The sequence below is a fragment of the Candidatus Flexifilum breve genome (assembly GCF_016713355.1).
This window is the reverse complement of record NZ_JADJPI010000007.1, coordinates 190,834-216,449: the sequence shown is the minus strand read 5'-3', so window position 1 is coordinate 216,449 and position 25,616 is coordinate 190,834. Positions and strand designations below refer to the sequence as shown.

Annotated in this window: 28 protein-coding genes; 13 read left to right on the top strand and 15 right to left on the bottom strand. The window is 59.7% G+C overall.

What is annotated here, in order from left to right; genetic code table 11:
• Positions 1-58: 58 nt before the first annotated feature.
• The 3 genes from IPK17_RS06390 to IPK17_RS06380 all read right to left on the bottom strand — a co-directional run bounded on the left by IPK17_RS06390 (position 59) and on the right by IPK17_RS06380 (position 1,693).
• Positions 59-349 carry a methyltransferase domain-containing protein gene (locus tag IPK17_RS06390; RefSeq protein WP_343416848.1) on the bottom strand — a complete coding sequence of 97 codons (291 nt, stop codon included), beginning with the start codon at positions 347-349 and terminating at the stop codon, positions 59-61.
• Positions 350-619: 270 nt separating this feature from the next.
• Complete coding sequence (locus IPK17_RS06385; protein WP_343416847.1) at positions 620-1,099, bottom strand: hypothetical protein; 480 nt, start codon at positions 1,097-1,099, stop codon at positions 620-622.
• Positions 1,100-1,225: 126 nt separating this feature from the next.
• Positions 1,226-1,693, bottom strand: coding sequence for a hypothetical protein (locus IPK17_RS06380; RefSeq protein WP_343416846.1), 468 nt, complete (start codon positions 1,691-1,693; stop codon positions 1,226-1,228).
• Positions 1,694-2,056: 363 nt separating this feature from the next.
• Between IPK17_RS06380 and IPK17_RS06375 the strand changes: the two genes are divergently transcribed.
• Positions 2,057-2,368 (top strand): hypothetical protein, encoded by a 312-nt coding sequence (locus tag IPK17_RS06375; RefSeq protein WP_343416845.1) that lies wholly within the window; start codon positions 2,057-2,059, stop codon positions 2,366-2,368.
• 7 nt (positions 2,369-2,375) lie between these two features.
• Here IPK17_RS06375 and IPK17_RS06370 read toward each other — a convergent pair whose 3' ends face one another.
• From IPK17_RS06370 to IPK17_RS06360, 3 genes are read right to left on the bottom strand one after another with little or no spacing between them, the layout of a single operon-like run.
• Complete coding sequence (locus IPK17_RS06370) at positions 2,376-2,510, bottom strand: hypothetical protein (RefSeq protein ID WP_343416844.1); 135 nt, start codon at positions 2,508-2,510, stop codon at positions 2,376-2,378.
• A 1-nt stretch (position 2,511) separates the two neighbouring features.
• The gene (locus tag IPK17_RS06365) at positions 2,512-3,024 is read right to left on the bottom strand and encodes a hypothetical protein (RefSeq protein WP_343416843.1); all 513 of its coding nucleotides are present in this window, start codon (positions 3,022-3,024) and stop codon (positions 2,512-2,514) included.
• Between the two features lie 26 nt (positions 3,025-3,050).
• Positions 3,051-3,839 carry an AAA family ATPase gene (locus IPK17_RS06360; RefSeq protein WP_343416842.1) on the bottom strand — a complete coding sequence of 263 codons (789 nt, stop codon included), beginning with the start codon at positions 3,837-3,839 and terminating at the stop codon, positions 3,051-3,053.
• Between the two features lie 166 nt (positions 3,840-4,005).
• Here IPK17_RS06360 and pepF point away from each other — a divergent pair, with 166 nt between their 5' ends.
• Positions 4,006-5,802 carry an oligoendopeptidase F gene (pepF, locus tag IPK17_RS06355; RefSeq protein ID WP_343416841.1) on the top strand — a complete coding sequence of 599 codons (1,797 nt, stop codon included), beginning with the start codon at positions 4,006-4,008 and terminating at the stop codon, positions 5,800-5,802.
• Between the two features lie 389 nt (positions 5,803-6,191).
• On the opposite strand, the gene IPK17_RS06350 is transcribed toward pepF, so the two are convergent.
• Entirely contained in the window at positions 6,192-6,731 is a 540-nt protein-coding gene (locus IPK17_RS06350) for a DinB family protein (RefSeq protein WP_343416840.1), read from the bottom strand.
• Between the two features lie 95 nt (positions 6,732-6,826).
• Here IPK17_RS06350 and IPK17_RS06345 point away from each other — a divergent pair, with 95 nt between their 5' ends.
• Both IPK17_RS06345 and IPK17_RS06340 read left to right on the top strand, forming a co-directional pair.
• On the top strand, positions 6,827-8,272 hold the full coding sequence (locus IPK17_RS06345) for a HAMP domain-containing sensor histidine kinase (protein WP_343416839.1): 1,446 nt from the start codon (positions 6,827-6,829) through the stop codon (positions 8,270-8,272).
• Positions 8,269-8,925 carry a response regulator gene (locus IPK17_RS06340; RefSeq protein WP_343416838.1) on the top strand — a complete coding sequence of 219 codons (657 nt, stop codon included), beginning with the start codon at positions 8,269-8,271 and terminating at the stop codon, positions 8,923-8,925. The genes IPK17_RS06345 and IPK17_RS06340 overlap by 4 nt, the downstream gene beginning before the upstream one ends.
• Before the next feature lie 129 nt (positions 8,926-9,054).
• Here the strand turns inward: IPK17_RS06340 and IPK17_RS06335 are convergent, their stop codons facing one another.
• Positions 9,055-9,516, bottom strand: a complete 462-nt coding sequence (locus IPK17_RS06335) for a DoxX family protein (protein ID WP_343416837.1) — start codon at positions 9,514-9,516, stop codon at positions 9,055-9,057.
• A gap of 263 nt (positions 9,517-9,779) precedes the next feature.
• Here IPK17_RS06335 and IPK17_RS06330 point away from each other — a divergent pair, with 263 nt between their 5' ends.
• The gene (locus IPK17_RS06330) at positions 9,780-10,388 is read left to right on the top strand and encodes a DoxX family protein (RefSeq protein WP_343416836.1); all 609 of its coding nucleotides are present in this window, start codon (positions 9,780-9,782) and stop codon (positions 10,386-10,388) included.
• Between the two features lie 479 nt (positions 10,389-10,867).
• On the opposite strand, the gene dusB is transcribed toward IPK17_RS06330, so the two are convergent.
• From dusB to IPK17_RS06315, 3 genes are all read right to left on the bottom strand, one after another.
• Positions 10,868-11,890 carry a tRNA dihydrouridine synthase DusB gene (gene dusB / locus IPK17_RS06325; RefSeq protein WP_343416835.1) on the bottom strand — a complete coding sequence of 341 codons (1,023 nt, stop codon included), beginning with the start codon at positions 11,888-11,890 and terminating at the stop codon, positions 10,868-10,870.
• A 106-nt stretch (positions 11,891-11,996) separates the two neighbouring features.
• On the bottom strand, positions 11,997-12,509 hold the full coding sequence (locus tag IPK17_RS06320) for a hypothetical protein (RefSeq protein ID WP_343416834.1): 513 nt from the start codon (positions 12,507-12,509) through the stop codon (positions 11,997-11,999).
• A gap of 2 nt (positions 12,510-12,511) precedes the next feature.
• Positions 12,512-13,495, bottom strand: a complete 984-nt coding sequence (locus IPK17_RS06315) for an MBL fold metallo-hydrolase (RefSeq protein ID WP_343416833.1) — start codon at positions 13,493-13,495, stop codon at positions 12,512-12,514.
• A 137-nt stretch (positions 13,496-13,632) separates the two neighbouring features.
• Between IPK17_RS06315 and IPK17_RS06310 the strand changes: the two genes are divergently transcribed.
• Positions 13,633-13,851 carry a hypothetical protein gene (locus IPK17_RS06310; protein ID WP_343416832.1) on the top strand — a complete coding sequence of 73 codons (219 nt, stop codon included), beginning with the start codon at positions 13,633-13,635 and terminating at the stop codon, positions 13,849-13,851.
• Positions 13,852-13,991: 140 nt separating this feature from the next.
• Here the strand turns inward: IPK17_RS06310 and IPK17_RS06305 are convergent, their stop codons facing one another.
• The gene (locus IPK17_RS06305) at positions 13,992-15,248 is read right to left on the bottom strand and encodes an MFS transporter (protein WP_343416831.1); all 1,257 of its coding nucleotides are present in this window, start codon (positions 15,246-15,248) and stop codon (positions 13,992-13,994) included.
• 440 nt (positions 15,249-15,688) lie between these two features.
• Between IPK17_RS06305 and IPK17_RS06300 the strand changes: the two genes are divergently transcribed.
• From IPK17_RS06300 to iolB, 4 genes are all read left to right on the top strand, one after another.
• Positions 15,689-16,321, top strand: coding sequence for an NUDIX hydrolase (locus IPK17_RS06300; RefSeq protein WP_343416830.1), 633 nt, complete (start codon positions 15,689-15,691; stop codon positions 16,319-16,321).
• Between the two features lies 1 nt (position 16,322).
• The gene (locus IPK17_RS06295; protein ID WP_343416829.1) at positions 16,323-16,799 is read left to right on the top strand and encodes a GNAT family N-acetyltransferase; all 477 of its coding nucleotides are present in this window, start codon (positions 16,323-16,325) and stop codon (positions 16,797-16,799) included.
• Positions 16,800-16,873: 74 nt separating this feature from the next.
• Positions 16,874-17,686, top strand: a complete 813-nt coding sequence (locus IPK17_RS06290; RefSeq protein ID WP_343416828.1) for a sugar phosphate isomerase/epimerase family protein — start codon at positions 16,874-16,876, stop codon at positions 17,684-17,686.
• A gap of 3 nt (positions 17,687-17,689) precedes the next feature.
• A complete protein-coding gene (gene iolB, locus IPK17_RS06285; protein ID WP_343416827.1) occupies positions 17,690-18,577 on the top strand; it encodes a 5-deoxy-glucuronate isomerase in 888 nt (295 codons plus the stop codon).
• Between the two features lie 50 nt (positions 18,578-18,627).
• Here the strand turns inward: iolB and IPK17_RS06280 are convergent, their stop codons facing one another.
• Positions 18,628-18,960 (bottom strand): type II toxin-antitoxin system VapC family toxin, encoded by a 333-nt coding sequence (locus tag IPK17_RS06280; RefSeq protein WP_343416826.1) that lies wholly within the window; start codon positions 18,958-18,960, stop codon positions 18,628-18,630.
• 382 nt (positions 18,961-19,342) lie between these two features.
• A complete protein-coding gene (locus IPK17_RS06275; protein WP_343416825.1) occupies positions 19,343-20,572 on the bottom strand; it encodes an MFS transporter in 1,230 nt (409 codons plus the stop codon).
• A 231-nt stretch (positions 20,573-20,803) separates the two neighbouring features.
• On the opposite strand from IPK17_RS06275, the gene IPK17_RS06270 reads away from it, so the two are divergent.
• Together IPK17_RS06270 and IPK17_RS06265 are read left to right on the top strand one after the other, a co-directional pair.
• Complete coding sequence (locus tag IPK17_RS06270) at positions 20,804-21,559, top strand: polyprenol monophosphomannose synthase (RefSeq protein ID WP_343416824.1); 756 nt, start codon at positions 20,804-20,806, stop codon at positions 21,557-21,559.
• Between the two features lie 70 nt (positions 21,560-21,629).
• Positions 21,630-22,271, top strand: a complete 642-nt coding sequence (locus IPK17_RS06265; protein ID WP_343416823.1) for a hypothetical protein — start codon at positions 21,630-21,632, stop codon at positions 22,269-22,271.
• A gap of 65 nt (positions 22,272-22,336) precedes the next feature.
• Here IPK17_RS06265 and IPK17_RS06260 read toward each other — a convergent pair whose 3' ends face one another.
• The gene (locus IPK17_RS06260) at positions 22,337-22,750 is read right to left on the bottom strand and encodes a BON domain-containing protein (protein WP_343416822.1); all 414 of its coding nucleotides are present in this window, start codon (positions 22,748-22,750) and stop codon (positions 22,337-22,339) included.
• 772 nt (positions 22,751-23,522) lie between these two features.
• On the opposite strand from IPK17_RS06260, the gene IPK17_RS06255 reads away from it, so the two are divergent.
• Complete coding sequence (locus tag IPK17_RS06255; protein WP_343416821.1) at positions 23,523-25,511, top strand: PAS domain S-box protein; 1,989 nt, start codon at positions 23,523-23,525, stop codon at positions 25,509-25,511.
• The last annotated feature ends 105 nt before the right edge of the window (positions 25,512-25,616 follow it).

Here is a 25,616-nt window from a genome sequence, read left to right as displayed (position 1 = left end):
CCCATGAACTGCAAACCCTGCTGGCAGGTGACGAGGTCGAATGACTCGTTCACAAACGTCATGCCCTGCGCGTTGCCTTCAGCAAACGTGATCTCCGCGCCGTTGGGCTTGGGATCGAACGCGCCACCGCCAGCATCGGCGGCGACACATCAAGGCCGGTCACTTCACCAGAGCGGCCCACGATGGGGGCAAACGTGCGCGGAATCACCCCGGTGCCACAGGCAACATCCAGCACGCGATCCCCGCATTCCGGTTGGGCGACACGCTTTAATTCCTGCGCCGCCGGGCCGTACAGCGCCGGGACGAGGTACCGCTCGTACAAATCAGCAGGCGTTGCGGTTTTGGTCATGGGCTGTGACCCTCTTGACAGAATTTACTTTCTTTAGGATACCGTACTCTGAATAGATGTGCGATAGCCACATCGTTTGTTAGTACTAAGGTGGTAGATCAGATAAAACGCTGCCATTCGCATCCGACCCCACCCCCGGCCCCTCCCCGAATTCGGAGAGGGGAGACAGATTTCTCCTCGCGCTGCTTGCGTGGGAGAGGGGGCTGGGGGTGAAAAAGTTAATTTGAGACAAAGCGCTTGACGCTAACTTTATCCATAACTCAGATTAGGTTAGGGGAATCGCTGCCATTCGAGATCGGCATGGGTGAGGCGCACGTTCCCCTCGCCGTCGATGAAACGGGCGGCGCTGTCGGCGTTGAAGCGGATGAGGTCAAACGGGGCGGCGCGGGGACGACCAGCCAGTTCCTCGGCGATGATCGCCGCGACCGGCTTGAGATTCGTCTCCCACTTGGCGATGGCGAAGTGCGTATCGGGGAAGCGCCGCACCAGCGACTCGATCTTCTTGACGCTCACCTGTCCTGATTCGCCCCAGAAGATCGGGCGACCGTCGGCGGCGAGCTGGACGACATCCGGCTTGTACTTGTCACCGATCTTGGTTTCAACGTACAGATCGGGGTACTGGGGCAGATAGAGCGCCCACAGATAGGCTTTCATGAGCACATGCTGCGGGCTTTCCAGCGGGTTTTTGACGAACACGACGCTTTTGCCGTGCGCGCGCAGCAAGCGCTTGCGCGGAAAGGTCACGGTCATACGACTGCCTCACCCCAAGAACCTGACGGTTCTTTGCCCCTCTCCCATGGGAGAGGGGCAGTTGAGCGCAGCGAAACGGGGTGAGGCCGGAGGTTAAAATGACAGACACGAATCGGCTGACACATTCTAGATGGGTTCCGCGGAGAGTAGCATTTTGGAACGCCGCGCATAGTAGGCGCGATACTCTGCGCCGCTCTGAAAGGCCGTCGCGACCGTTTCATCAGCGACCGTGAAGCGGCTGTGACCGATGCGCAAGCGCGCCCGCTGAGCCGTCGCACACCCGCTCACAGCATCCACGCGCCGGGCGGACAGATCGCGGGTGAAGTTGACCCATAATTGGATGATATAGGCGAGCACGAACGCGATCGGAATCACGAACAGCAGTTCGACGTGGAGTTTGGATATGTCCTGCGCCAGTCCCACGCAGACCGCCGCTACGACAATCAAGCCGCCGACACCCGTGCTCAGGAGGGCGCTGGAGGCGTCGCGCCGGAGCTGCAAGTGGGCGCGCTGGCGTTCGGTGAGCCGACCGCTCCGGTTAGCGTTCAGGTCGTGCTGCGTGAAATCGAGTAGTTGAGCGAGTTGTTGGGTCATGATGGAGGCTGGTCACTCTAAGAAGACTATAGCCTCCATTATACGAGCGCTTGCCGTTCAGGAGCATATAATTGAGCTGAGAGTATAAAATGCACTTTTCCGCTTAGTTCAGGGCATCGTATGAATTACTTACATTTGCTTTCGCTTGACAACATAGCTTTATTGAAGGATTGGCTGGAGGAAACGGGCGAGCTTTACGTCGATATTGATCTACCCCACAGCGGCTCAAGGCGGAGCGCGTACCTTGTTCGGTCCATGAATGAGTTAAAACTCCCTTATTTCCCGTCAAACTCACCCCGAAATCGTGATTGCTATCTTTCATTCTCTGCAATATCCCATTCGTGGCATTGCAGATGAAATCCTTTGAAACAGGTTTTACAACGAATTGCAGATGGTGAGTGGTACACCATCATCTCTTTGGAAAGTGTTTATCCGTCTTCGGTTGTGTGGTGCGGAAATGGCAGGAGTCATGATGAACTTCGACATGATTTCGCAGACGTACTGGGCGAAAGAGTCGGAATAGGCATCAACCCTGCTGACGTTTGTTCCGACTGGCGTCAACTATCTTCTGAAGAAGTTTTGACGTTATCCGTCTTGAGAAATCAAAACTACTATGAGCCTTATGTCAAAAATCCTGATAGGTACAAGTCGGTTTTCGATTTATGGCAAGAGTAGAAAGACGCTAAGGCGTGTCAGAATGCCGCTGCCGGGGAGTCAACTTGCCGGAGCGGTTCGCCAGCAGATCGTCGGCGTCAAAGCCGAGTTTGAGTGCAAAGGCGAACTCGCCCATCGTGTCGCTGTTCCAATCCGCGCTCATGCTAGACCTTTTCAGCAGAAAGGATCACTTTGGAGCGCGGCGCGTAGTAGAGGCGATATTTGGCGTTTCGCTCAAATGCTAGGAGCGTATCGCGGGCACAATAGAATTTTGTTCGGTTTACCTGCACATAACCGCGCCCCAAAAAGTGTCGTCGTCCGTCGGCAAAAGGAATGACGGTAGCGACTACGCCTTCAATAGCATGTACAACCCCACGTTGTAAATCAGTATTGAGCCGTCCAACCAAATAGAAAAGATGGCAGCTTGTAGCAATCAACGCGATGACACAGGCGAGTCTAATATCGGGATAGGGCAAATCCAACGGTTTAGTACCCAAGGTGGAAAGTGCAGCACCCAAAACTAACGTAACAACCGCTATGAACGATCCGTATATGATTAATACATCGCCGCGTTCTGCCCGCAGTGCCCTTCTCTGCGTATCTGTGAGTATACCGGCACGATTTGACATAAGATCGCTGATCGAAAACGATAAGGCTTTGCGAAGGTTAGCTTCCATAGAAACGATCCTTAGAACTGGCGGTCTTACTCAATCAGGTGTTTGAGGTAGTTTTCAGGGTGATTCAAAAAGCCGCGCGTGATCGTGTAGTGCTCGGTGTCTTCATAGCGGATCTGGCGCAGACCGCCGTCGTCAAAGCTCCAGATAGTGGCGTTCGGGTAGGCCATGAGGATGGGCGAATGCGTGGCGATGATGAACTGCCCGCCCTGATCGACCATTTGCTTGAGCAGCGCCAGCAGCGTCAACTGGCGGCTGGGTGAGAGCGGCGCTTCCGGTTCGTCGAGCAGGTAGAGACCGTTCGGCACAAAGCGCGACCGGAAGAGCGTGAAGAAGCTTTCGCCGTGGGAATAGGTGTCTAAGCCTGCACCGTAGCGCTGCTGCATGTCGCTGAGTTCGCGCGCGTAGGGCATCGAGGCTAATCCCTTCGCTGTCGCCGAGCGCCCCTTGTATTCCTTCTCGATTTCCTGCAAATCCGCCAGCATTTCCGCTTTGACGGCGTTCATATGCTTGACGTAGCCGAAGAAGTCTTCCGAGCGCATGAAGAAACCCTTCTTCGTGCGCTGATTCCACACCAGCTTGAGGCTACGCGCGTAGCGGCGCACCTCGGTGAGCGTCTGATCGCTGGTGACGCTCTCGCTGCCCACCGTGATCGACCCGGCGGCGATGGCGAGCGCTTCGAGCAGCGTCGACTTGCCAGAGCCGTTTTCGCCGACGAAGAACGTAATCTCCGAATCGAAGGTCATCTCGCTCAACGCGCGCAAGCTCGGCACGCTGAACGGGAACCCCGTCTCGTTGAGGGTGCTGCCAATATTCATGGATCGCAGGTGGATCGTGTTCGCCTCGTATACCTTGCTCTAGTGTACATGCGGATTGCCCCTCTCAACGTGCCAAGCTGTCCGCTGGACCGGGGCGGCTGGTTGACAGGCTTTTCAATCTCGGTTATCGTTTTAAAAATTTCAAATGCCACATGGGAAGAGACACATGAGCACCGTACCTCTCCGCAGTGCAATTTCACCGGACGACCGTTACAACCGGGAAAGTCTGTTCGCGACGCCCGATGAGTGGCGCGCCGCGTTTGACCGCGTCATCAGCCGCCTCGCCGAAGCTGACCGCTTCAAGGGGCATCTCGGCGACAGCCCGTCCACGCTGGTGAGCTGGCTGAGCTATTCGGAAGATGTGGCGCTGGCAGTGGGGCAGGTCTTCGTCTACGCGCTGATGGAGAACGCCGTCGACAAGACGGATCAAGCGGCTAACGAGATGGCCGATATGGCCTACGGCATGATGGGGCGCTGGCAGGCGGCGTTCGCCTTCGCCAGCCCGGAACTGCTGACCATCGGGCAGGTCAAGCTCAACGAATGGCTGCAAACCGAGCCGCGCTTGCAGGCCTACCAGCAGATGATCGACGACCTGTTCCGCCAGCAGGAACATGTGCGCTCGGGGGAAGTCGAAGAACTGCTCGGCCTGATCAGCGACCCGTTCAACGCGTTCGCCAACTCGCCGGACGCGCTCATCAACGCCGACCTTAAGTTCGCACCGGCGCGCAGCAGCAGCGGCGAGGAACTGCCGCTCACCCACGGCACCGAGGGCAGTCTGCTCTACAGTACCGACCGCGAAGTGCGGCGCACAGCGTGGGAAAACTACGCGGATGGCTTCATCGGCGTGAAGAACGCTCTGGCGGCGGGCTTGTCCGGTGCGATGAAGCGCGATGTGTTCTACATGCGCGCTCGCCGCTTCGACAGTGTGCTCGAAGCGCAGTTGTTCCAGTACAACCTGCCGACGAACGTGTTCCACAACCTGGTGGAGACATACAAGAAGCACATCCCGACGTGGCATCGCTACTGGCGCGCCCGTAAGAAGGCGCTCGGCGTTGATCAATTGCACCCGTATGACATCTGGGCACCGCTCACGCAGCACAGCCCGAAGATCGACTTTCAGCAGGCCGTCGACATGATTTGCGCGGGCATGGCGCCGCTCGGCGAGGATTACGTGAGCACGCTGCGGCGCGGCTGCCTTGAACAGCGCTGGGTGGACTTCCAGCCGAATCAGGGCAAGACGGAAGGCGCGTTCTCGTTTGGCTGGCAGGGGACGCATCCGTTCATCAACATGAGTTTCAATGGCGATCTGCGCGCGATGAGCACGCTGGCGCACGAGCTCGGTCATTCGATGCACTCGTACTACACGTGGCAGAATCAGCCGTTCGCCTACACCGATTACTCGATGTTCGTGGCGGAAACCGCGTCGAACTTCAATCAGGCGATGGTGCGCGCGCATCTGCTGCAGACCAACACCGACCGCGACTTCCAGCTCGCGCTCATCGACGAGACGATGAACAACATTCACCGCTACTTCTTCATCATGCCGACGCTCTCGCGCTTTGAACTGGAAGTGCATCAGCGCGTCGAGCGCGGCGAAGGGCTGACCGCCGAAGCATTGAGCGCGCTCATGGCCGATCTGTTCGCGGAAGGCTACGGCGACGAAGTCCACGTCGACCGCGAGCGCGTGGGCATCACCTGGGCGCAGTTCGGTCACCTGTACGTGCCGTACTACACCTTCCAATACGCGACCGGGATTTCGGCGGCGCACGCGCTGGCGGCGCGCATCCTCAACGGCGATGCGGGCGCGGCGGAGAAGTACCTCGAATTCCTCGCGACGGGCAACGCGCTGTATCCACTCGACGCGCTCAAGGTGGCGGGCGTCGATATGACCACGCCGCAGGCCGTCGAAGAGACGTTCGGTGTGCTCGAACAGGTCATCGAACGGCTGGAATCGCTGTTCTAAAGATCAACCTCACCCCCAACCCCTCTCCGAAACGAGGAGAGGGGAGTCAGCATTGTTTGCCAAGCCAAATTTGCTTTCGTAGGGACGCGATAAAGAGGGTGTCTAAACAGGCGTTTGATCACACCCCTCACCCTGCTTGCTGTGCAAGCCGTCCCTCTCCCACGTCAACGGTGAGAGGGACAAACGTGCTTTTCACCCCTTCTCCCCACTTGCGTGGGAGAAGGGGTGAGGGGCAGTAGCCACGTAGAATAAGTGGAAGTCGTTTTATAGAAGCAGCGGACGCGATTTATCGCATCCGCAGAATTCCAAAACCGACTTGTAACCCATTTTCACGCTATGCTGCGGAGCAACCGCCATGCCTCGCTCCTACGTCTGTCTCTACGCTTGGATCAAACTTCACGCAGCGCGGCTTGATACAAGGTGCGAATCGTCAGGATTTCCCCGCGATGCTCCGCCTCGTGCTGTGCCAGATGATGCATAATCCACTCTGGCGACACGTCATAGCGTGGCAGTTGGCGCAACCGCCGATAATCAGCCTCCGTCACCGCTTGCAGGCTTTTCAGAAAATACGCGCGGGTGTGCTCCAAATGTTCCAGATGCGCGCTTAACGGAATCTGGAGCACCGGATGTAATTGTCCGTCGGCGTCGCGCACCGGGTACGGAAACAACGCCTCGATTTCCGCCGTCCACGGCTGCTGCAAGATCTCTTCGTGCAGCCAATCAATTTCAATCGCCGCAATGTGATACAGCAGCGTGCCAATCCGGTTTTGCAGGCCGGGAGCCAACCAGTCAACCTCCGCTTCGCTTATCGTTTGCAGCGCCTTGAGCGTCCGTGCGCGGGCATCTTGCAAGCGCCAAAGCGCGGTAGCCAACGGTGCGGCGTAACCCGCTAACGGTTGTGCGGCGAGCTGATCTTTTGTTTCAGGCATTCTCATCCTCGTACTAGTTAGGGCACGCGCTGTGACCCGGGCATTTATGTTAGTATCATGGATATCTCAAAAAATGGTGAGGCAATCGATTCAACGTGTGGGAGTCCCGCTGGTTTCAGCGTTTTTGGGGCATCGTTGGCGCGGCGAGTGTGCGCGTCAAGGTGCTGGGCATTGTGTTAGGCGTCATTGTGCTGCTCGGGCTGTTCGTCATGGTGCAGATGCGGCAGGCGCTGTATGGCACGCTCGAAGCGGCGCTGCAGGCGCAGGGCATCGACCTCGCGCAGTTCGTCGGCGGGCGCGTCGATGACGCGCGGTTGTGCTGCGACGCGGACATGGTCACCGATGTGCTGGAGGGTCTGCAGGAACATTATTCCGGCAACGGGCACAATACGCTCGTCGATTACATGTTCGTCACCGATGAGAATGGCGATCTGATCGCCGCCAGTGATGCCGACGCGCTCACCCCGGAGGTGATTCGCCCGACAGTACCGTTTTCCGAGCCGCAGGTGCGCCATCTCAAAACCGCGCAGGGCGACGTGATCGATATTACGATGCCGCTCCCGCAAAGCGGCGGCGAGTTCCGCATCGGGCTCGCCGAAGACAACATCGAACAGATTGTGCTGGTCGTGACGACGCAGATCATCTCGCTCACGCTGGTGATGGTGGCGGTCGGGTTTGTGGCGGCCTTCTTCCTCACATGGATTTTGACGCGCCCGCTGCTCAGCTTGCTCGATGCGACGCGCACTATCGCCAAAGGGGATTTCAGTGTGCAGGTGCCGCGCTGGGCGAACGACGAGATCGGCGACCTGTCCGAAGCGTTCAACGCCATGACGCGCTCGCTCGCGCAGGCTGAACGCGAACGCGCCGAGCGTGAAAATCTGCGCGCCAGCTATATCCGCCGGGTGATCACCGCGCAGGAGGATGAGCGCAAACGCATCGCCCGTGAACTGCACGACAGCACCAGTCAGTCGCTGACCTCGCTGCTCGTCGGACTGCGGCATCTGGAAGAAGCGAGCGATCCGGCGACGGCGAAAGCCCGCCTCGCGGAGATTCGCAAGACGGTCAACGGCACGCTCGACGAAGTGCACGCGCTGGCGTGGCAGCTCCGACCGAGCGTGCTCGACGATCTCGGGCTGGCGGCGGCGCTCCAGCGCTACATCGGCGACTACCAGACACGCTACGCCATTCAGGTCGATTTCGTCTTTCGCAACCTCGCGGAACGCCTACCCATTGAGATTGAGACCACGCTCTACCGCGTGATACAGGAAGGGTTGACCAACATCGCGCGGCACGCCCAAGCGCAGAACGCCAGCATTCTGCTGGAACAGCGCTCCGCGTCCGTGCGTGTCATCCTCGAAGATAACGGCGTCGGCTTTGACGCGGAAACCGTCACCTACAGTCAGAAGAGCCTCGGGTTGCAGGGTATGCGCGAGCGCGTCGCGCTGCTGAACGGTAAACTCGTGATCGAATCCCAACCGGGGCAAGGCACCAGTTTGTTCATCGAGATTCCGCTCACGGAAGCGAAAGAGACGAGCGCATGAGCGACAGCACGACAATTCTGCTGGCGGATGATCACGCCATTTTACGGTCCGGCCTACGGCTGCTGGTCGAAAGCCAGCCGGATTTCAAGGTCGTGGGTGAAGCGGGCACGGGCAAAGAGGCCATCGCCAAAGCGCGTGAACTACAGCCCAACCTCATTCTGCTCGACCTGAACATGCCGGAGCTCGACGGGTTGGACGCCCTGCCCGCGATCCGCAAGGAGGCGCCGGACAGCCGCATCCTGATTCTCACCATGCACGACGATGTGAGTTACCTGCAGGAGGCGCTGCGCACGGGCGCGTCCGGCTACATCCTCAAGAAAGCCGTGGACAGCGACCTGATCACGGCGCTGCGCACGGTGCTCCGCGGCGAAACTTACGTGCATTCCGCCATGACGCAGAAACTGCTGCAAAAGATCGATCAGCAGGCGGCGAAACCCGCGCCGGAAGCCGACCCGTGGGCGACGCTCTCCGATCGCGAGCGCGATGTGCTGCGTTTGGTCGCGTTAGGCTACACCAACGCGGAGATTGCCAGCGAGTTGTTTTTAAGCGTGAAAACGGTGGAGACCTACCGCACGCGCGGCATGGAGAAGCTCAATTTTCAAACGCGCGCGCAGTTGGTCAAGGCGGCGTTGGAAAAGGGCTTGTTGGAGTAAGGACAACCTCACCCCGTTTCGCTGCGCTCAACCGCCCCTCTCCAGAGGGCGAGGGGCAAGGGCACGGCAGGTTGTGTCCCTCTCCCCACGGAGAGGGACGGCTTGCGCAGCAAGCAGGGTGAGGTTGATTTACCGCGCCGACAGCGATTTCTGCGTCTGCCGCGCCCACCACGCTTGCCACGCGCCTGTCGACCAGAGCGCCCAGATCAGCAGCACCGGCTGGAAGAACAGCCGCGTCAGGCGCGCTTCGTCGGTGTTGAGACCGAAGCCATCGATCCCGTTGACGTACTGCGAGATGTTCCCCGGAAACACCGCCACGAAGAAGGCCGCCGCGATCCAGCCGACCCACACGCGATACTTGCCCGGATAAATCAGGGCGAGGCCGAGCACGATTTCCACGATGCCGGACGCAACCACGACGAAGTCGCCGTCGAGCGGCAGCCACGGCGGTACCTGCGCGAGAAATTCCGCGCGCGCAAAGGTCAGGTGGCTGATGCCCGCGAACAGCAGCGCGGCGCCCAGCAGCAGGCGTAACAGCGTTTGCATGAGACTCGGTTTACTCACGGTGAGAACGGGGTTTTTGCTTGCCATCGACCAGTTTTTCCCTTGCAGCTTGACGAATAAACGACCACCGTGCCTGAGCCTAGCGCCGCTCGCTGAGGGCGAGGTGAGCGCATTGTGAAAATACACACTATAACGTGCAGATCGCCTCAAACTGTCAGGTTTTCCCTGACAGCAAAATGCGCACTTTCCCCGACACAAGATGCGGGCTTTACCTGCTACACCGAAAATGCGACCCGGCCTATCATAAGGACATCAAACGAAAACAAATACACACACAACGAGGTGTTCAAATGACAAACCTACTCAGCATTCGCAAGTCCGGTCGCATCATCGAAGACCCGCCGTTCGCCAAGTTCCTGTTCAGCGATACCCGGCTCGCCCCGGTCTTCACCATCATCCGCGTGCTCATCGGTCTGAGCTGGCTGCAGTCGGGACTGGGCAAGTTCAGCAACCCGGCGTGGATGGAAACGGGCGCGGCGCTGCAAGGCTACTGGACGAATGCGGTCGCCATTCCGGAAACGGGCAAGCCTGCTATCGCGTTTGGCTGGTATCGTGACTTCCTGCAGGGCATGCTGGACACGGGCGCCTATACCTGGTTCGCGAAGTTGATCGTGTTCGGTGAAATGCTGGTGGGTATCGGTCTGATCGTCGGCGCGTTCGTCGGGATCGCCGCGGTGTTCGCCGCGCTCATGAACTGGAACTTCATCATGGCGGGGTCGGCCAGCACGAACGGTCTGCTGCTCATCGGCGCCATCACGCTCATCCTCGCCTGGAAGACCGCTGGTTACCTCGGTGCCGACTACTTCCTGCTCCCGCTGGTGGGCACGCCGTGGAGCCGCCGCAAGAACAAGAGTGCCGAAGCTTCTGAATTTAATCCCGCCCCCGGTCTAGGTGACTAGGCGACAACCGGAGGGGAAGGCAGCAAAACGGGCGCTCACATGAGCGCCCGTTTTCATTTGCGTTACCCGACCCTATCCCGAATACGTTCTTGTAGGGACGCGCAACGGCGCGTCCGCCGACCCCTCCCCGAATTCAGGGAGGGGAGCCAACAGCGCTTGCCCAGCCGAATACGTCTTCGTAGGGACGCAATGATGCGTTTAACTTATGAATACGGGGGTCCGGCGTAGTGCCCCCCCGTTCATGGGCGACCCCCCACAGGGCCCCCCCCCCCCCCAATATCCCCGTTGTTAAACATCATTGCGTCCGCTGACGATGGAAAAGGCTTTAAGGGATGCTTTTTAAACCCCCTCAAGTCTCTCACCCCTACAGATTCAGCCTGAAAATCCAGTATCGCCCGCTTAGATTTGGAGAAGAGACTTGTACACTGTGTTTGACTCCTCTCCTCTTTTCGGAGAGGGGCCGGGGGTGAGGTCTACAGTTACTTTGCTTCCCATTCGCGCTGAGCGTCCAGCGCGGGGAGCAGAATCGCTTCGAGATCCGCCATGGTATTAATGTGCACGAGCTTTTCGCGCAGCGCCGCCGCGCCGGGGACGCCAAAGTGGTACTTGGTGAGCTGACCGCGCAGTTCGCGCACGGCGACCGCTTCGCGGAAGCGCGTATGATCCAGCGTCAGGCGCGCATGCATGAGCGTCATTTCCATACGTTCGATGGGCGTGGGTTCGGGCAGCATTTCACCCGTACGCAGATAGTGCGCCACCTGCTTGAAAACCCACGGGCGACCGAGCGCACCGCGCCCAATCATCACGCCGTCGCAGCCCGTCTCGTTGAACATGCGGGCGGCATCCTGCGGCGTGACCACGTCGCCGTTGCCGATCACCGGGACGCTGACCGCCTCTTTCACCTGCCGGATCACGTTCCAATCCGGTTCACCCGTGAAGCCCTGCACGGCGAGGCGCGCATGCACGGCAATCGCTTTGACGCCGACGCTTTCCGCTGCGCGCGCAAACTCGACCGCCGTGCGCGTGTTTTCGTCCCAACCAGCGCGAATCTTCACCGTGACCGGGACTTTGACCGCCTTCACCACCGCATCGACCACGCGCGTCGCCGTGACCACATCGCGTAAGAGCGCCGCGCCCGCGCCACCCTTGGCGATCTTCGGTACCCAGCAGCCCATGTTGATGTCGACCATCGCCGCGCCATCCTGTTCGACCATTTGCGCCGCGTCCGCCATGACGCCCGTATCGGCGCCGAACAACTGCACGGCGAACGGGTTTTCGTCCGGCTTCCAATCGAACATGGCGTAGGAGCGCGGCACGCGGCGGCTGATCGCTTCGCTGCTGAGGAGTTCGGTGCACACCAGGCCGCAGTCGCCAAAATGGCGCACCATGCGGCGTAAACCCGCGTTGGTTTGCCCGGCCATCGGCGCGAGCGTGAGCGGCGTGTCGATCACCACGCCGCCGATCTCCATCGGTCGCAATTGGATTTGAGGGGTCGCTAACATTCGTCTCGTTACATGTACTCTACGGAAATCTCATTATTGTGGATTCGCCGGGGGGTGTCAATCGCGGATCAACCCACCGGAGTTGATCGGCCTAGCTGCTCAAATCCTACAGAGATTCCGCGGAGAGCAGTGCCTTCGACGCGGCGGCGCGATAGAGCGTGTAGCGCTGGCCTTCCTCGAAAGCATTGAACACGACCTTGCTCACGTTGACGTCACCGCCGTCGCCCACGCGGATCACATAGCTGGTGGCGCGCCCGGAGGCGACCCGCACCACGCGCTTGACCACACCGCTCGTCGCGATCACGCTGCCCACGCGCAGATCACCGCTCAGGCGCAGGTAGCTTTGCGCGCCCACGCCGACGATTACCCCGTTGATGACCGTGATCGCCATGCCGACGAACGTCAGCGCGCCGGAGTCATTGCGCTGACCGAGGAACAGCAGCGTCGTCGCCACGAACATGAGCACAATCACGAGGATGATGCTCACGGTCAACTGCCGCCGCCAGTTCTTCCGCAAACGGGCGGCCTGCCCCGTGCTGAGCGAACCCGCGCGGTTCGCCGCCAAATCGTCGGCGTTGAAGCCGAGCGCCGTCATTAAGTCAGGTGCTTGCAGACTCACAGTTACCCCTGTTCAAACCGCCATGCTGCGCCGTCCGTTTGCTGGACAGCGCCAATACCAACCAGATATTCGAGGTGTGCCAGCGTTTCGACCAGCGCGAAACGCATCTCATGCGCGGACAGCCGCTCAAAGTTGAACAGCGCGCGCGCCACATCAAACGCGACCGCACCGCCTTTGACCGCGTCCAGCGTCTTGGCGAGACGTTCGTCGTGGTGGTGCAGTAATTCGCCGATGCGCCCGCCCCAATCGGTGATGAGCGCTTTGTGTCCCGGCAGCGCCAGCTTGACATCGAGATGCTGGAGCGCGCGCAGCGACCCCATAAAGCGCCCGAGCGGCTGTGGCTCGGTATCCACCCATAAGCCGATGTTCGGCGTGATTTTCATGAGCACGTGATCGCCGGAGAGGATGAGCTTGTCGGCTTCATCATAGAACATGATCAGACCGTCGCTGTGTCCCGGCGCGTGGATCGCTTTGAAGTCGCGCCCACCCATGCGCACCGTCGAACCATAGGCCATGTGTTCAATGTGCTTGGGGTGCGGGAAGGTCATCTGGCGCGTGGACTCGATGCCTTCGTTCACGAGATTGATAATGTCCTGCGGGACGCCGCCTTTATGCATCTGCGCATCGATTAAGGCATAGCGCGGGTCGGCGTACACCCATGTCACGAGCGCGCTTTCGGCTTCGCGGGCGCTCATGCGGACGGGCGCGCCGGTCAGCGCCTGAAACCAGCCCGCCATGCCGTAGTGATCCGGGTGCATGTGCGTCAGCACGATCTGCGTGATGTCCCCCGGCTCGATGTGCAGCGCGTCGAACGCCGTCCGCCAGATCGCTTCGGCGTCGGGGCGATGCAGCCCGGTATCGACGACCGTCCAGCGACCAGCGTCTTCCAACAGGTAGCAGTTGACGATGCGCAGCGCGAACGGCAGCGGAATTTGCACCTGATAAATACCTGCGGCGACCGGTGTCACCGCCTCGGGCAGTTGCATAGCACCACCTCTTTGAGCACGGATGGATCTCTACCCCCGAGAAAGTAGGGGAAGGTGCGCCAATTCTAAATGAGTTTTGAACAAAATGCGCCCTTTTACGCATATAGGGATAGAGCAAGTTGATGGAGATAGAAAAGATGCTGCACACCGAGCGTGATATGCTCCTCCTGGAACAGCGCAAGCAAGAACTGCTGCGTAAGGCGCGGATACAACAGCTTTTCAAGGAGATCGAACGCGAAACGATGGGCGATCGCCTGCTGAACTTACTCGCGGATTTGATGATTAACGGCGGACAGCGGTTGAAGGCACGCGCCAAGGGCGGTCAGCTCACGGTGCGCCGCGCGTATAAACCTTAGCCAACGGGCAGGCGCGGTGGTGCGCGCCTGATGTACGTCACCTGTCGTATTTCGTCCACAGTCGAGGCGGCCATCTGGTCGCCTCGACGCTTGTCAAGCGAAGGTCTCCGGTGTGGGGTAACAGCTAACTCGTCGCCCCACTACTCGACCGTTTGCACCTCGCCGTAGTGTTCCAGTTGGCGCACCGCCGAGCGAGAGACCCATACGGCGATCCCCAGAATGCCGAACCCCGCCAGCCACAATACGGGCTGCGCGCCGATGCTCGCCGCCACCGTCCCCGCCACCAGCGCGCCGACCGGGGCGATCCCCTGCGCGAGAAAGCCGAATGTCGCGTTCGTGCGCCCGAGCAGGCGATCCGGCACGATGATCTGCCGCAGCGACGTGTCGTTGATGAAGAAGATGAGCATCGCGCCATCGCCGATGATCTGCGCAACGATCATGACGACCGGTGCCAACGTCCCGGCATACGCCGCCAGCGGAATCAGCAGGTTGTTGAGGCCGCTGATGAGCAGCATCACCGTGATGGTGCGCCCCAAGCCGAGTCGTTTCTGCACACGGTCGGCCAGCAGCGAACCGATCAACGCGCCGATGCCGCCCGCGCTCACCACGAGGCCGAGCACAGCGGGCGTCAGGCCGAGATCGCGAATCGCGTAGATGTCATACAGCGCGCCGTAAAAATTGCCGAAGAACGTGCGCACGCCCACGCTGATGATCAGCACGCGCAAAATGGGATTGCCCGCGATCACCGCCAAGCCTTCGCGGATCTCGGTCAGCGCGGAGCTGCCCGCCGGGCGTTCCGTGCGCGGTGGCTCGGGCTGGCGGATGAGCAGAAAGCTGATGCTCGAAAACAGGTAGGAGATCGCATCGAAGACTACCGAGAGCGGCGCGCTGATCCACTGGATGAGCAGCCCCGCGACCGATGGCCCGCCGATTTCGGCCAGCGACTCGGTCGTCGCTAATTTGCTGTTGCCTTCAACCAGATCGGCGCGGTTGATGAGCGAGGGCAGATAGGCGTGATAGGCCGTGTAGAAGATGAGGCTCATGATGCCTTGCAGCGGCACGACGATGTACAGCAGCGCCATACTGAGCGTCCCGGTCAGCGCCGTGAAAGGGATGCTCAACAGCAGCAGCAAACGTCCAAGATCCATCGCGATCATCACCGGGCGGCGCGGCAGGCGATCTACCCACACGCCCGCGAACAAGCCGAACAGGAGCACGGGCGCGGAGCCGAGCGCGGTCAGCACGCCCATTTGCGCGGGCGATGCGCCGAATAGAATGACGGCGATCAAGGGGATGGCAGTGCGCGAGATGCGCGTGCCGAATTCGGAGATCGATTGACCGACCCACAACTTGAGGAAATCCGGGTGACGCCACAACCCGGTCAACAGACGATTCATGTGGAAAACACTCCATGAGCAGTACAACTGTAAGCAGGAAACGCGAAACAAGCCTCAACGGACAGTCCGTGACGCTTCTCCGGTCGAGAACATCCCTATCTGCTTACAAGCTGACGATCGCGCTCATGGCAAACCCCATTTCCCAGATGCTTGATCCGGCCTCACCTACTGTTCCACCGCGGACGCCATTCGTAGCGGCTGATCTCACCCCACCCCCGTCCCCTCCCCGAATTCAGGGAGGGGATCAAACATCATTCGCAACGTCTCCCTCTCCCCGCTTGCGTGGGAGAGGGGTTGGGGGTGAGGGGGACACGATCATTATTGCGACCGCATAGGCATTGATGAATTAGGTTCGGCACATCTGTCTGCGCAGCAGTATAGGCGTGACTCGCGAAAAAGGTCAATGGGGTGCTATAGTCTGGACGATTCAGGAGAGGTCTATGTCGATTCCTCAATGGTTAGATTGGGCGCAGCGCCTACAATCGATTGCGCAGACCGGGCTGCACTACGATGCGCAACCGTTCGACCGCTTGCGCTACGAAGATGTGATGCAGATCGCGGCGGAGATGCTGGCGGCGGGCAGCGACACCGCCCTGGATGAAATCAAGCCTTTGCTGCAGATCGATAAGGGGCATACCACCCCGAAGATCGATGTGCGCGGCGTCGTGTTCCAAGACGATAAAATCCTGCTGGTGCAGGAAAAGCTGGATAACTACCGCTGGACACTGCCCGGCGGTTGGGCGGATATTGGCGAGAGCGCGGGCGTCTCCGTCGCGCGCGAAATCTACGAAGAGACGGGCTATCACGCGCGCGCCGTCAAGCTGCTGGCGCTGTATGATCGCAATCAGCATGCGCACCCGCCCTACCAATATCACGCCTACAAAGCCTTTTTCCGGTGCGAACTCCTCAGCGACCTGCGCGAACCGGATCCGCGCAATGTGGAGACGGGCGAGGTCGGCTTCTTTGGCGAAGACGAACTGCCGGAACTTTCGACGGCGCGCGTCACCGCTGACCAGATCAGCCGGTTTTTCGCGCACTTACGCCAACCCGAGTTACCCACGGATTTTGATTGAGATGATCACGATTACGGATGCAACAGTGGATCAGGCGTCCATCGTTCACCGCATCATGCTCGACGCCTTTGAGGAATATCGGGGCGTGCTCGAACCGCCCTCCGGCGCGCACATCGAAACTGTCGAAGATGTCATCAACGAAATGCAGCACGGCGGCGCGGTGATCGCGTGGCTGGATGACGAGGCCATTGGGTCGGGGCGTTGGCGCATCGAACCGGAAGGCTACCTGTACATCGGGCGCGTGTCGGTGCTGCCCGCCTTTCGCGGACGCGGCGCGGCGCGCGCTATGCTCGAGCATATGGAGCAGATCGCCCGCCAGCGCGGGATCACGCGGCTGCGGCTCGTCGTGCGCATGCTGCTCCCGCAAAACATCGAGATGTACCGTAAGCAGGGCTACGAGATCGCCGAAATCATCAAGCACCCGCGCGGCAACACCGAAGTTGTGTATATGGAAAAGCAGCTAACGAACAGCGATTAGCCGTTAGCTTTTAGCTTATAGCTAACGGCTAAGAGCTAACGGCCAATGGCTCATACGTACGTAGAAAGATTACTATGAGATTTGCCCTTCAAGAGACGGCGCTCTCCGGTGGGAGCGTGGCGGAGAAGTTTCAGCAGGCGAAGGCGCTCGGCTTTGACGGCGTCGAGGTGTGGTCACGCGGCCTCAGCACGCGTATGGACGAACTCGTCGAGGCGATGATCGCGGCGGAGCTGCCGATCTCCGCGGTCTACTTGAAAGGGGAACACGCGATCCTCGCGCCGGACGAAGCCGAGCGCGAACGCGGTTTACAGGAAATCCGCGAGGCGATTTGCTGCGCGGCGGATGTGGGCGCGTCCGGCGTGATCTGCATTCCGGGGGATGGCACGACCGCCATCCCGGATCTGTCGCCGTACATGACCGCTTACGAGCTGGCGACCGGGTTGTTCTACACGCATATGCGCACGCTCGAAGATTATTCGATGGCGATGGGCGTCAAGTTCTACATTCAACCCGTCAGCCGCCACGCGACGCGCTTGATCCGGCGGCTCGACCAGGCGGCGGATATCCTGCACCGTCTGCACGATCACCCCAACGTGCACGTCGCCGCGGATATCGCGCATATGGCGCTGGAAGAGAGCAGCCTGGTCGATGCGCTGACCGCCCATGCGGGCATGATCGGTTATGTCCACACTGCCGACTCCGAGCGGCGGCTGCCGGGACAGGGATCGCTCGACTTCACGGCGGTTGGTGCAGCGCTGCAAACCATGCACTATGAGGGTTGGGTCACGCTGGGCGGCGGCGAACCGTACATGTCCACCACGCCCGCGGCGTATCCCCCGGATGATCTCGCTCACAGTCTCGCTTATTTACGTCAACGAGGATGGTGAACCATGCATTACACGGCTGAAAACCTGCTGATTCGCTCCGATGATGACGGCGACACGGGCGTGTTCGCGCACGTCACGCCGCAGCGCGCCGAATGGCAGTATCTGCACATGACCGCGCGCCGCCTGAACAAAGGCATGACTTACAAGGGCAGCACCAGCGACTACGAGTTCGTGCATGTCATCCTCGGCGGCGTGTGCAGCATCAAGACGAGTGCGGGCACTTTCGAGCGCGTAGGGCGGCGGCCTAACGTGTTTTCGGGCATGCCCTACGCGCTGTATCTCTCGCGCAACACCGACTTTGAAATCACCGCGCTGACGGACGGCTTCGAAGTGGCGTCGTGCTGGGTGGAAACCGACGAGGATCACCCGGCGCGGCTGATCACACCCGCCGACAGCGCCATCGAACTCCGCGGCGGCGACAACGCCTCCCGCCAGATCAACAGCATCATCCCGCCGGGCTTCGACTGCCAGCGCTTGGTGTGCGTCGAGGTGTATACGCCCGGTGGCAACTGGTCGAGCTACCCGCCGCACAAACACGACGTGCATCGCGTTGATGCCGCGGGCAAAGTGCTGGAAGCTGACCTCGAAGAGATTTACTTCTACAAGCTGGATAAGCCGGAAGGTTACGCGTATCAGCGCGTGTACACGGACAACCGCAGCATCGACGCGGTGGTGATGGCGCAGAATCATGACGCGGTGCTCGTGCCCGAAGGCTATCACCCGGTCGTCAGCGCACACGGTTACACGACCTACTATCTGAACTTCCTCGCGGGGTCGGCGCAGTCGCTGGCCAACAGCGATGATCCAGCTTATGCCTGGGTCAAAGCCCAGTGGCAGGGGATCGATCCGCGCCTGCCGATTGTGTCGCCGGAGATGGAAAAAGAAGCGTAGCCGCAGCGAACACAGGGAAACAAACAGGCCGAGCAGTTGCTCGGCCTGTTTTATGTCAGGGGGATGATGGTGATCTTGGAGGAAAACCGGGCGAAATCATCGACATTTTGCGTGAGTAGGGTGTCAAGATCGTTGACCAGCATGGTGGCAACGATGTTAGCATCGTGAACCTGTTTCCCACCGGTTGGAAATTCGCGCAGCAGCGCCAGCAATTGAAGAGTAACGCGTGCTGTTTCGTCAGCAATGCGAAAAGCCCGCGGAAATCCTCGGATATACCCGGCAACTTCGTCTACTGTCAGCGGATGCGGCTGATACGCCTGAGGTCGCGTGACTTGAGCAAGAAACTCACGGATGACTTGGCGGCTGATCCACAATTCATTCAAGCGTTTGCTGTTGAGTCCATAACGAGCTCTTGGGTGTGGCATGGAGGGGTTATCCGATAAGGTTGCCAGAGCAAAACATTGGTATCGACAAAGACCTTAGCGCCCCTCGTCGTCATACCAGTCCTAGGCGACTCCCAGGAGAAAAATCTTCGATCAGCGTGCGCTGGAGTCGATCAAGCGGTAGGCAGATAAGGTATCCGCGTTCTCGAAACTCAACACCGTTTTTCCTGGGCGTAATATCTTATTGCAGCGCTTGTTTATCGCCTGCTGTGTTCTTCGCCAACTAACTGTTGTGGAAGCGGTGAAAACTTTCCTTGTCGGATCAACTTGCGCTCCAGAACCTGATCACCTCGGGTATCCTCCCTCATCCTCACTCCCTCTATTATACGGGTTGTTTGGCGGGGCGGAATGAGAGCGTCGGGATGCGTGAGAGCATGACGGCGGGCACCATGAGCAGCCACAAAATGAAACCTGCAACGATGAACGGCAGCGGGTGAGCCGCGCCGAACAACTGCCCGCCGAGCGCCGTCCCGACGATGATGCCGAGACTGGTCGAGGAGCCGTAGATGCCGAGCACCGCGCCGCTGTCCCCGTCCGAAGCGCACGAGGTGGCGAGGGCTTGCAGCGAGGGCATCATCAAGCCGGAGGAGAGCGCGATCATCGTCAGCGCCATCGAGCCGACCAGCAGCGGCGACCCCAGCAGCACGATCAGGAACATGCCCAACCCGCGGAAGAACGCGCCGACGATTACCAACCGCTGTTCCCCGAAGCGTTCTACAGCAGGACGCAGGAGCGCCAACTGTGTGATGAACTGTCCGAAGCCGATCCCCATCAGCATCAAGCCGACGCCGAGACTGACCGTCTGCTCAGACGCGCCTTTGAACAGTTCGGCCTCGCTGAACAGCGCAATCGATGATTGGAGTAAGGCGATGCTCAACTGCGCGCCGAAGCCGATGAGCAGAATCCAGCGCAGCGGCACATTGGCCCACGCGTCGCGCAGGTTGAACGGGCGGCGACCCGCGCGGTCGGCGGTGATGCGGGCGCGGCGTTCGGGCGTGAGCGATTCGTCCAGCACAACCCACGTGAGGATCGTCGTGAACAGCGAAATCGCCGCGCCGACGAAGAACGTGGCGTGATCGCTGAAGAAAGCCGAGACCAACCCGCCGAGCGCTGGGCCGAGAATGTAGCCGAGGCCAAACGCCGCGAAGATCACGCCGAGGCCGCGCGTGCGTTCCTCACGCGTGGTGATGTCGGTGACGTACGCCTGCGCGACGATCACGTTGCCGCCCGTCACGCCGTCAAGGATACGCGCCGCAAACAGCATAGGAATGCTGGTCGCTGCGCCGAGCATCACGAAGCTGAGGAACGTCCCGAACTGGCTGATGACCAGCACCGGCAGACGACCATAGCGGTCCGACAGCCGACCGATGAACGGCGCGGCGAGGAACTGGGCGATGAAATACGAGGCCAGCATCAAGGAGATGGCTTCGGGGGAGGCGGTGAAGTGCCGCTGAGCGTAGAGCGGCAGCGAGGGCAAGACGATCGTCCCCCCCAGAAAATTGGCGAACACGATCGCAAACAGCGTCCAGAGACGCTTATCCCATTTGAACATGCGAAACACCGGGGTTGATTAGTTGAACAACATTCTCATTAATGATAGTCTGGCTGGCCTACGCAGGGGTAGTGCTTGGACTGCATTGGTCATAGACCCCCTCAAGCATAAAGGTTTTCCGAAGAATAGATGTGTAAGGCAAATGTTTTTGGACTTGCGGGCAAACCGGGCTTAACCTAGACTCATCAGGCTTTCATTCAGGGTGCAGTCACGAGCACAGGAACGATATTTATGCCGAAAGTCATGGTGGTCATCCCCACCTACAACGAAAAAGAGAATATCACCGCCATCACCGAGGCGCTGATGCACCTCCCCGCGTACCTCAACGTGTTAATCGTCGACGACAATTCGCCGGACGGCACGGGGCAAATCGCGGATCAGCTTGCCGAGCAGTATCGTGGGCGGGTGAATGTGCTGCATCGCTACGAAAAAGGCGGCCTCGGCCCGGCGTATATCGCCGGTTTCAAACAAGCGCTCCAGCTCGGCGCAGACTACATCATCCAGATGGACGCCGATTTCTCGCATCAGCCCAAGTACATCGCGCAACTGATCGCCAAGCTGGAAAGCGGCTACGACTTTGTGATCGCGTCGCGCTTCGCCCCCGGCGGCGGCGTCGACGAAAACTGGAGCTTCTACCGCAAGCTGTTGAGCTGGTTCGCCAACCGTGTGTATACGCGCCTGCTGCTCAATATTCCGGTCTACGATGCGACGGCGGGCTACCGCATCTGGCAGCGCGCCACGCTGATCGGGCTGGATCTGGAACGGGTGCGCTCCAACGGCTATGTGTTTCAGGTCGAAATGGCCTATGTCGCCTGCCGTTTGGGCTTCAAAGTCGCCGAGATCCCGATCTACTTCCCGGATCGCCAGCACGGAGAGTCCAAAATGGATATTCGCATTCAGCTCGAAGCGGCACTGCGTGTGTGGCAGGTGATGATGCGCCATCGCGCGCTCAAGCCCGCTGATCGGCGGACACAGGTCTATTCCTAAAGCTCGACAACCCGAGTTGGGGCGGAACAGTGATGGGAATAGCACTCCACGCCGCCCATAGAGAGCCAGCATGCAGTCCCGGTTTGAACAGTCACGCATTAACCAGCTCACCAGCGCCTACGCCCCGAACGATCCGCCGCGCCAGCGGTTGGACTTTGGCGATCTGCTCTCGCTCATCTGGCGGTTAGATCGCTGCGCCGGGCAGGGTGGACGCGAACGCTACTATCGCCAAGCCGTGCGCGCCACACTGAGCGGCTTAGGGCTGCTGACGCATCCGTTCGGCAAACTGGTCGAAGGTGCAAAACCGGGCGAAATCTACCAGCAGATACCTAATCTGCCCTATCGCACGGGCGGGCGCCTGGTCGACGCGCAAGATCAGCGCGCGGCGATTGGTCAGTTGATGACACTGCGCGAGGACACGCTGCGGATCGGTGCATATCAGGAGAGCTGGTTAGGCGGGTTTCCCGGCAGCGGCATCGTCGACGATGAGCTGCGCGAGCGCGTCTTCGCCGTGCTGATCAGCGCGCTGCCCGGACAGTTCAGCAACTTTGGGCGGCTGCTGCTCGTGCTCGATATCGTGCTGGCGAACCTCGTCGTCGGCCTCGACAACATGCCCGAAGTCGACCTCAAAACGCTGGTCAGCGATCACGGCTACCCCGACCCTGCCGACGCGCGCGTGCACCGGGAATACGCCACCACCAGCGAGAAATAAAAACAGGACGGGTGCACCGTCCTGCTGCCTCCAGCTCATTTGCGACCGCGATGGTTCCTAAAACGCTAAAATTTGGTGACGACTTTTTCGACGCCGGGAATGGACGTCAACTGCGCGAACAGGTCTTCGGTCATATCGGGCGGCAGAGTCCCGGTGAGAATCACGCTGCCATAGCGCACATTGACCTGCACGCCCGTCGGCGTCACCTTGCCGATTTCACGGCGCAGCGCGTCTTCATCGTACAGCGCCGTCCCATTCACGGTTTTGACGCCCGCCAGCTTCGGAATGGCGTCGAGCAGATAGCGCCGGCTCGGCTGTGACTTGACATGCCCCGCCACGGTCACGACGCCGTCGGTGACGAGCACGTGAATCTGGTGCTGATCGGCGGCCAGCGGCGGATAATGCTGGATGAGGTTATACACATCTTGGCGAATGTCGATATCGGGACGAGGGGTGGAAACTACTTGCGGTTCAGACATCGCGGTTTGATCCTTCCATTGCAGGGCATTTAGACGGGTAATTTTGCCCCAACGCCCGCGAAAAACCAAATCCGCGTACGAACACACTCTCGAAAACCGCAGAGACCGCGGAGAAGAAAAGGGTGGGGACGCAGCATGAGGGTGTTTAAAAAGCATCCCTTAATGCCTTTCCTTTCGTGACCGGATGCAATGCATTGCGTCCCTACGAAGATGTATTCGGCTTGGCAGGCGCTGTTGGCTCTCCTCCCTGAATTCGGGGAGGAGCTGGGATGGGGTAAAAAATCTGATTTGCGGACAAGACTAATGGGGCGTCCCAACTTCCCTTCAAACCAGCACCTTAATGGTCCCCAAGGTTAGACCTGTTCGGTCTGGAACCCCTTGGAGTGGGAAACTAACAGGGGTAGGCTTTTCATGCTTCCTATCGTGTACAGGTTTTCTTCGCCGAGAACGTGTAGGGACGAGGCATGCCTCGTCCTGTTTTTTCTCTGGATTGGACAAAAAGCTTGTGATGCGTGAAAGCAAAAGAGCGCTTTAGCAAGTAAGGTTACCGCCGTGTTGGCACAGGAGGACGAGGCATGCCTCGTCCCTTAGGGAGTGGGAAAGGCTATGCAATTACCCCAGTCTCGGCCTGCCATGCGCCGGAATGCTCATCAGTGAGAGTTGATTTTGGATGCAGAAATTACTTTTTGGTAACCAAAAGACAACGAATATGCTTTCAAGGTTGCGATACTATTAAAGGAAACACGATTTTTGTCACTGCGGAATGTTCGCCATGATCTCAGAAATCGATCTGCAAATGCTGCGCGACCTGAGTCGCGATGCCGCCGCGTTTGAGCAGCTCCGAGCGCTGGTAGAACGGCTTATGACGGCACCGGGTACGAGGGCCTCCCAACCCTCCATTCAACAGACCGATGCGGCGTTCCTCGCCGCTCTTGTGCAGTCGTCACAGGACGCCATTTTCACTAAAACTGTAGATGGGATCATCACGAGTTGGAATCCAGCCGCGGAGAAGCTGCTCGGGTACAGTGCCGCTGAGATCATGGGGCAATCGATTAAGCAGATCCTGCCTCCGGACGAGTATGCCGCCGTCGCCCGCATGGATCAGCGGGTGGCAGTCGGAGAACGTATCGCGAGCTTTGAAACGGTGCGTCGACATAAAGATGGCCATGCCGTCGATGTGTCGCTCACCTTTTCGCCGATCCGCGCGGCGGATGGCAAGATTCTCGGCATCTCGGTGATCGCGCACGATATTACGGAAAAGAAGCAGATGCGCGCCGCACTCGAAGCCAGCGCCCAGCAACTGCACAGCGTTTTCAACACGGTGCAGGATGCGATCTTCTCCGTCGAACTGCCGAGCAGCCGCTTGACGTACATTAACCCGGCTGGTGAGCGGCTGATGGGGCGGACGTTACAGGAGTTTCAGGCCGATTTCGAACAGCGTCTGGCGCTGGTGCATCCCGACGATCTCGAAAGCGCGCGCGCCCTGCACACGCGGCTGCTGGCCGAGGGTACCGCCGAATCCGAATATCGCGTCCTGCAGTCGAACGGCGCCATTCGGTGGGTCAACTTCCGGGCGTGGCTGAACCGCGATGCGGACGGTCGCCCGACGCGCTACGATGTCATCGGTCGCGATGTCACCGAAATCCGGGAAGTTCGCGCCGCACTGGAAACGAGCGAACGGCGACTGCGCAGCCTGTTCGACACCCTTGAGGATGCGATCTTTTCCGTCGAACTGCCGAGTGGGCGCATGACGTACGTCAACCCGGCGGGCGAGCGGCAAATGGGGCGGACGTTACAGGAGTTTCAGGAGAATTTCGAACTACGGCTGACAATGGCCTATCCTGACGATCTGCCGATTATCCGTGCCGGGCAGGCGCGCATGCTCTCTGAAGGCACCGTGGAGATGGAATACCGTCTCGTGCGACCGGATGGCACGATCCGCTGGATCAACACGCGCGCCTGGCTCATCCGTGATGCCGCACAGCAGCCGATCCGCTATGAAGCGATCAGCCGCGATATCACCACACTGAAGGAGGCGGAAGCCGTGCGCCAACAGATGTTGGATCAGGAAAAGGAACTGATCAATCTCAAAGCGCGCTTCATCTCGCTCGCATCGCACGAATTTCGCACCCCGTTGGCGGCCATTCTCGCGACCACCGAATCGCTCCTCTTGTACCGCCAGCGGATGACGGACGAGAAGATCACCGAACGCCTCGAACGGATTCGCCAGCAGGTCGGCTTTTTGCACGCAATTATGGAAGACGTGCTGTTGCTGTCGCGCTTTCAGGCCGGCGGCGTGGAGTTTCGCCCGGTCAGTGGCGATCTCGTTGCCCTGTGCCACGAATTGATTGACGAGCTTGAGAGTCAGACCGCGTATACGGGGCGCATCCGCTGTGACTGCTCGGTGCAGACCATGAGCACCCAGTTCGACCCGCGGCTGCTGCGGCAGGCGATCAGCAACCTGCTGACCAATGCGCTCAAATATTCCGCCGCGCCGCAGCCCGTCGAGCTGCGCCTGCGCTACGATGAGGACGCCATTACGCTGGTGGTTGAGGATCAGGGGATCGGCATTCCGCCCGACGACCTCAAACGCCTGTTTGAGCCGTTCCACCGCGCGGGCAACGTCGGCAGCATCGGCGGCACGGGGCTGGGCATGAGCATCGCCAAGCAGGCGGTCGAAGCGCACGGCGGCACCATCGCTGTAACGAGCGCGGTTGGCTGTGGGACGACCTTTACAGTGAGTCTTCCCCGCCAGCGCTGATCCTCGCTGTGGGCTGACGCTAGCGAACTGAGCTGCCCAAAAGGCTCAATGTGTGCGCAGCAAAGACCGCATACAATAGAAGCTAGTCGAAGTCACATCGAAGTG